The sequence below is a fragment of the Lactobacillus sp. HBUAS51381 genome (assembly GCF_012641095.1).
GTDB lineage: Bacteria > Bacillota > Bacilli > Lactobacillales > Lactobacillaceae > Levilactobacillus.
The window spans coordinates 41,208-47,931 of record NZ_JAAVSC010000021.1; the positions used below are offsets into that span (position 1 = coordinate 41,208).

Annotated in this window: 7 protein-coding genes; 4 read left to right on the forward strand and 3 right to left on the reverse strand. The window is 52.8% G+C overall.

Annotation, left to right across the window (positions count from 1 at the left end; all coding sequences use genetic code 11):
* Positions 1-187: 187 nt before the first annotated feature.
* Positions 188-961 carry an SDR family oxidoreductase gene (locus tag HEQ50_RS08335; protein WP_168900059.1) on the forward strand — a complete coding sequence of 258 codons (774 nt, stop codon included), beginning with the start codon at positions 188-190 and terminating at the stop codon, positions 959-961.
* Here the strand turns inward: HEQ50_RS08335 and HEQ50_RS08340 are convergent.
* Positions 950-1,912, reverse strand: a complete 963-nt coding sequence (locus tag HEQ50_RS08340) for a YafY family protein (RefSeq protein WP_168900060.1) — start codon at positions 1,910-1,912, stop codon at positions 950-952. The two genes, HEQ50_RS08335 and HEQ50_RS08340, sit on opposite strands and share 12 nt — an antisense overlap.
* An 81-nt stretch (positions 1,913-1,993) precedes the next feature.
* Here HEQ50_RS08340 and HEQ50_RS08345 point away from each other — a divergent pair, with 81 nt between their 5' ends.
* Positions 1,994-2,464, forward strand: a complete 471-nt coding sequence (locus HEQ50_RS08345) for an effector binding domain-containing protein (protein WP_168900061.1) — start codon at positions 1,994-1,996, stop codon at positions 2,462-2,464.
* Positions 2,465-2,527: 63 nt separating this feature from the next.
* Positions 2,528-3,154, forward strand: a complete 627-nt coding sequence (locus HEQ50_RS08350; RefSeq protein WP_168900062.1) for a GyrI-like domain-containing protein — start codon at positions 2,528-2,530, stop codon at positions 3,152-3,154.
* Between the two features lie 97 nt (positions 3,155-3,251).
* Here the strand turns inward: HEQ50_RS08350 and HEQ50_RS08355 are convergent, their stop codons facing one another.
* Both HEQ50_RS08355 and HEQ50_RS08360 read right to left on the reverse strand, forming a co-directional pair.
* Positions 3,252-3,908 (reverse strand): HAD family hydrolase, encoded by a 657-nt coding sequence (locus HEQ50_RS08355; protein WP_168900063.1) that lies wholly within the window; start codon positions 3,906-3,908, stop codon positions 3,252-3,254.
* Positions 3,909-4,057: 149 nt separating this feature from the next.
* A complete protein-coding gene (locus tag HEQ50_RS08360; protein ID WP_168900064.1) occupies positions 4,058-5,230 on the reverse strand; it encodes an iron-containing alcohol dehydrogenase in 1,173 nt (390 codons plus the stop codon).
* Positions 5,231-5,582: 352 nt separating this feature from the next.
* Here HEQ50_RS08360 and HEQ50_RS08365 point away from each other — a divergent pair, with 352 nt between their 5' ends.
* Positions 5,583-6,575 carry a cation diffusion facilitator family transporter gene (locus tag HEQ50_RS08365; RefSeq protein WP_168900065.1) on the forward strand — a complete coding sequence of 331 codons (993 nt, stop codon included), beginning with the start codon at positions 5,583-5,585 and terminating at the stop codon, positions 6,573-6,575.
* Positions 6,576-6,724: the final 149 nt, after the last annotated feature.

The window sequence follows — 6,724 nt, forward strand, 5'->3', positions numbered from 1 at the left end:
CTGATAACCATGAAATAGCGCCCTTCAAAACCGCTAGCCGGTCTTGGAGGGCGCTATTGTAATGGGAAAAATTCAGTCGGGGTCCTGGCTTGCGCGTGGGCGCGGCCCATCTTGATCAATCCTTTTTGCTTTAGCGGCATTGGTGCTAAAATTGAAAATGAAAGCGCATTATTAAGGAGCGATAGCAATGTCAGATTTTAATCGTGAAAGTTTTTCATTAAAGGGCCAAGTGGCCATCGTCACCGGGGGTGCCAGAGGGCTCGGTAAGTTCTATACCACCGCATTATCCCTGTATGGGGCCGATGTCATGGTGGTCAGTCGGACGCAAAATGGCTGGGATGAGATTCGGCAAGTCGTCGAACAGAACGGCCAGCACGTGGGCTTTCTGCAACAGGACGTGACCGCGCCGGGGGCGGCCGACAAGATTATTGCGGCGACATTGAAGGAATTTGACCACTTCGATATTTTGGTCAACAATGCCGGCGTGATTATCAGAAACGACGTGCTCGACTACAAGGACGAGGACTGGCAAAAGGTCATTGACATCAACCTGAACGCGACCTATTACCTGGCGCACGCGGCGGCCAAGGTCTTGACCAAGCAGAAGCACGGCAAGATTATCAACATTGGCTCGATGCTGTCCTACCGGGCCGGGAAATACATCTTCCCGTACACCGCCAGCAAGCACGCCGTCTTAGGATTGACGCGGGCTTACGCCGATGCCTTGGCCAAGGATAATGTTCAGGTCAATGGTTTAGCACCTGGCTATATTAGTACCGACATGACCAAGGCCCTACAGGAAGATCCCGTTCGGGGACCAGAAATTGCGGCCCACATTCCGAGTGGTGATTGGGGTGTTCCGGCCGATTTGATGGGGCCGATGATCTTCTTGGCCAGCCACGCCTCCGACTACGTGACCGGGGTCATGCTTCCAGTCGATGGCGGTTACCTACTGCGGTAGATCCGCGAGTAGACGCTGGGCACTTTCTTTTAAATACGCGATGAGGGGCGCTGGCGCTTGGATAATCCGAGCACCGGCGCCTAAGTATAGGTACCACCGGCCAAAATCGGCCAGCTGCTGGGCGTTGGTCGGCTCGAGAAAACAGTCGAGCACGGCCGTCTGTTGAAAGGCATCTCTGAACTGTAGGGCCGCCGTGGGATGGGGATGCTGGTGAAACTGCTGGATGGCGTCGGCGTTTAACCGTAGCTGGACGTTGGGCTGCGGCTGGGCGTGTTTAATGGCCAGCGTGATGGCTTGAGGATCGAGGGCCCGTTCCTTAGCGATCGGCGTGACCCGGGTCAATCGGGCGATAGCCAGCTGGACAAACTGGTGGTGCGTCAGGTCCCAGGCGTCCACGTACCAATTATTCTGACGGCTGAAAACGTGGCGCACCCAGATGGTCAGAGTCCGTTCGGCGGTGGCGACGGTCAGTTGTCGCGTGGTCAGACAGGCATTGAGCAGGGGTTTCAACAGGGCCGGCGCGTGATCGGCGAGCTCCGTTAGCTTGGGGTTACGGGGATTAGTGTGGTCAAAGACCAACAGTTCCTGGAGCGTCAAGAGGTCGTCCTGTTGGGTTTGTGAGGCGATGGCGACCAATTTTTCGGTCAGGGTATTGCGATTTTGCAGGTAGGGCAACTGGGTATTCAGCGTGGCCAAGAAGCTGACAAAGAGGGCCTTGAGCTCCTCACTGTTGAATTGAACGGCGGGGAGGAGTTGATTCTGCAGGACGGCGTAACCGCCGTCGCGGCCCACACTGGCGGTCAACGGCATGCCCAATTCCTGAATGGTATTGAGGTCACGGATGACCGTACTGCGGGAAACATGGAACTGCGTGGTGAGCTCACGAATCGTGAAGTATTGGCGATTGTTGATGTAGCGCATCATGGTATTAATGCGATCGGTTTTATTCATCGTTTTTTCTCCTAACAGTGTCAGTTTTTGAAACTATTAGTGCGTATACTGAGTCTATCATTTGAAGGAGGCCACCACAATATGGCAGATTACACGATTGAAACAAAGGCAGCATTTACGATTCTCGGGATTGGCACGGTGTTAACGGGGGGATTCCCCGAGATGGGGCAACAGAAGACGGACTTCTGGCAAAAGATTAATGCCGAGCATGCACTGGACAAGTTGACGGGCCTAAACGACTATCCCTTTGCCGTCAACGAAGCCATCAATGGTGAATTTCACTACTACGCCGGCCGAGAAGTGGTGGCCGATACGGAAGCGGCGGCCGGTCAACGGTTAATTGAATTTCCAGCGGGCAAGTATCTGGTTATTAAAGGTACCGCGGCCGATCAGATGGGGTTGTACAACGCGCTGGAAGGCCCGGCCTTTGGTGAAATTTTGCCGCAATTGACCGATTACGCTTACGTGGGTGGCCCCAACACGTCATACATGACGGGAACGACGGCCGATGGCGTGATTGGTGAGATGTTAGTGCCATTGGTTGAAAAATAAGAAGACATTGAGCGAGATGACATTACTCCCGCTCTTTTTGTGTAAATTAGGAGGTTGTTTCACGTGAAACATGAATGGCGAAAAGCAGAAAAGGCTTGGTATCTACCCAAGCAACCGACGATTCTAACCCTGCCTCGGTTGAATTTCATCACGCTGGAAGGAACGGGCGACCCCAATGAACCGCAGTTTGGCGAGCAGGTGAGCGCACTGTATCCGGTAGCCTATGATCTCCGGATGGCCTTGAAGCGCGGCGACTTGGGGACCCCTTACGAATACACGGTGTACCCGCTGGAGGGTGTGTGGACCACGGATGACGGCTCGCGTGGTGCGACGCTCAATAAGGCGGCCTTACACTATAAGATTATGCTACGGCAGCCGGATCGCTTAACCGAAGCGGATTTTCAGGCGAGTCTGGCACGGGTGATGGCGAAGAAACAGAACCCGTGGTTTGCGGACCTTAAGTGGGAGCCGTTTGAGGAGGGCCAGGTTCTCCAGACCATTCACCATGGGCCCTTTGACGATGAGCCAACGACTTTTGCACAGTTGCAAGACGCCCTGGATCAGAAACACTTGAAGATTATCCCCACCATGGGCGACTACTGGCACCGTGAAATTTATCTGACCGATGCTCGGCGCACGGCCCCAGAGAAGGCGAAGACGGTGCTGCGGTATCGGGTGGCGCCGGCGTAGGCATGCGTCAGGGATCTGAATGATTACGAAAGGTTCCGATGACGCAACGCATAGGTCAAGTCATCGGAACCTTTTAGAACATCTCGAAATACCGAGGCTATTTCAGCCACCGCAGAACTTGATCCAGCGTAGTGGCCTCGTGAGTTGGGCGAGCAGCGGCCGTGGGTGTCGCACCGATCCGGTTGATCCAGATGGATGGCCACCCGAGGGCGTTGGCCGGCACGATATCACTCGGATACCCTTCGGCAATGTGCCAGTGGTTCTCCGACGTCAGGCCGTAATGATTTTCAACGGCCTTGAAGAAGGCATGGTCCGGTTTGTAGGCGTGCACGTCTTCGGCCGTCCAGATAGCAAAGGGAACCTCTAGCGCCGCGGCGTTGGCGGGGATGATATCCCAACTCGAATTTGACATCATGATCAAGTGGTAGCCGCGCTGCTGTAAGGTCTTCAGTGTGGCAATGACTTCTGGAAAGGGTTTGAGACTGCGGTGTGCAATCAGCACTTCCGGAAAGTAACGTTCAAATTGGTGCCGCAACCCAAACTGAAAGTCTAAGTGAATCAGGTTGTTCCGGGTCAGTAGATCGTAGTCTAAGTAAGGATGCATGTTGTTCCGGTCGGCCTGATAGGTCATGAACCGTTGGCGCGCCAGCTCTGGGTCGACGCCAATTTGGCTGGCCGCTTGGGCCACCGCGTCGTAAGTCCCATCCTCGTTGAGCAGGGTGCCGTAACAATCAAAGGTTAAGTATTTTTCCATAACTCCTGAGCTCCTCTTAAGTGAGATGACGCCTCCATTATGGAACAGAAAAGGCCACCCCGCAAGGTGACCTTTTTGAGTCGTTAACTGAAACAGTTTTAAGCAGGTTACCGTTGAAGTGGCGGCTTTAACGGTAACTGTGAATCAACTTATTTAGCGTCGTAGGCAGCTTGGAAGATCTTGATGATATCTTCCTTAGTTCCCTTGCGTGGGTTAGAGAAGGCGTTCCCATCCTTCAAGGCGTTTTCGGCCATCAGTTCGAAGTCTTCTGGCTTAGCACCGATTTCCTTGATGGAAGCAGGAATTCCAACGTCTTGTGACATTTGCTTCATGGCCTTGATGGACAATTCGGCAGCGTCACGCGTGGATAATCCAGTCGTGTCTTCACCCATGATTTCAGCCAATTGGGCGAAACGTTCTGGGCAGGCGATGATATTGTATTGTTCCACGTAAGGCAGAAGCAATGCACAGCAGACACCGTGTGGGGCGTCGTATTGGCCACCGAGTTGGTGAGCCATGGCGTGAACGTAACCCAAGTTGGCGTTGTTGAAGGCCATCCCGGCTAACATTTCGGCTTCGACCATCTTGGTCCGAGCGTCCAGGTTGTGACCGTTAGCAACAGCTTCACGTAAGGAGCCTTCGATTAACTTGATGGCTTCGACACATTGTGAGTCGGTGATCGGGTTGTGGTCAACGGACACGTAAGGTTCGATGGCTTGGACGAAGGCGTCCATCCCGGTTGCGGCCGTCAAATTCTTCGGAATATCGAGCATTAAGGTTGGGTCGTTGAAGGAAACCAACGGAATGTTCCGCCATGAAACAACGACGAACTTCAAATGGGTCTCTTCGTTGGTAATAACGGCGTGGCGGGTCAATTCGGAACCCGTCCCGGCGGTCGTGTTGACGGCAATCAGTGGTGGTAAGGCGTGGTCAAGCGTTTCGATCCCGGCCAACTTGGTGATGTCGTCACCGTTCGTCAAGATATCGCCAGCACCCTTACCGGTATCGTGAGCGGAGCCCCCACCAATCGTGATGATGGAGTCGGCTTCGGCTTCTTGGTAGAGTTTCTTAACTTCCTTAATATTACGAATCTTAGGGTTGGGTTCAACGTTGTCGTAAACGACGTAGTCCACGCCAGCGGCTTCAAGGGAAGCAATGGTTTGTTGAACGGCACCGTTCTCCATGCTTTCGAGAATCTTACCAGTAACGATGACGGGCTTCTTCATCCCCAACATCTTTGCACGTTCACCAATCTTGCTAATTACGCCAGGGCCAAAAAAGTTGACACTGGGCATCAAAAAGTCATAACTACGTTCAGCCATAATTCAATTTTCCCTCTTTCAGAAGTTTTGAAAATACTTAGTACCAATTTCACAAAGTAATTATAACTTAGTTGATTACAGTTTGCAACCGGTTCCGCATTATTTGACGCGCTACCCACGATAAAACCGACTTGAAATACTGATGTGCTGCAATTTCACGAAGCAAAATAAAACTGAAAAGCGCCAGTTCACTCACTTTTTTCGACTAATGAAAAGTCTAACAAGTTGACTAGTCAACACGTCGGTTGGGTTGGCCACTGGGTGGGTTAGGAATCGGCGAGACGGATTTCGCCATTTTCTTTCCTAAAAGTGGTTATAATGAAAGTATCTTGTAACGTGAGAAGGAATCAGTATGAAGGATATGAATGCGCATCGCCGTGATGAGCAGGCACAGTGGCGGGCCCGGCAGCAGACCGAGTTAACCAAGCTAAAGGGAGCGCAACGGCATCTGATCCTAAACGTAGGGGCCTATCTGGCCATTTCGATCATTGAATTTTATCTGGCCATCATCGGCCATTCGCAGACGTTACGTGCGGATGCGTTTAACAATCTGTCGGGGATTATCTCGTCCGTCCTGCTAATGGTGGGAATCTACATCGCGCGTGACATTCACGACGATGATCTGATGGGCCAGCCGCTTCCGGAAGACCTGGAAAACAGCGGCCAGCGGCTACAATTGACACGGTTTCACTACGAGACCGTGTTCACGCTGATTACGGGAATTGTGATGATTGCGATTGCCGCCAGCGTCATTTATTCCGGGATTAAGAGCCTGATGCACACGGAAACCCAAGAGGTTCCTCAGCCCATTACGTTAGTCGGTGCGGCGATTGCGACCGTAATCATGTTGGGTGTCTGGTGGCTGAATCGCCGGGCCGGTCGTAAGCTACAGAACGCCGCGTTGACGGCCGCCGCCCAGGATAGTCTGAGCGATGCCGTCACCAGTCTGGGGACCATGGTCGCCATTGGTGGCGCGCTACTCTTCAAGCTGAGTTGGTTGGATGGTGTCGCCAGTATCTTAGTCGGGATTTTCATTCTGTCCGCCGGGATTAAGATCTTTCGCGAGAGTAGCCTTAACCTCGCCGATTACTTTGATCCACAGGTTGAAGATGAATTCCGGCAGGCCACCGAAGCCTTTCCGGCCGTCGATCGGGTGTTGGAACTCAAAGCCCATTACAACGGCAACGTGGTCACGTTGGAACTGGTGATTGCCGTCGATCCCCACATGGAGGTTCAGGACAGCTACCGCTTGGGTGAAGAGATTGAGGCCACGATGCGGTTGAAATTTGGGATTGTGGACACCGACGTGGTCGTCGTGCCGGCAGCCAAACATTTAGACAAGTAAAGCCATGCCGGGTTTGTCGACATGGCTTTTCGTTTGGTTTGGGTTAAGTCCTAAAGGTTGAAAGGTCACGAACATGCTCCAGTCCCCAGCTGATAAGGCTTATCGCCATTAAATTAGTCGTCAACGACCACCTGCGGCTGCCAGAGATT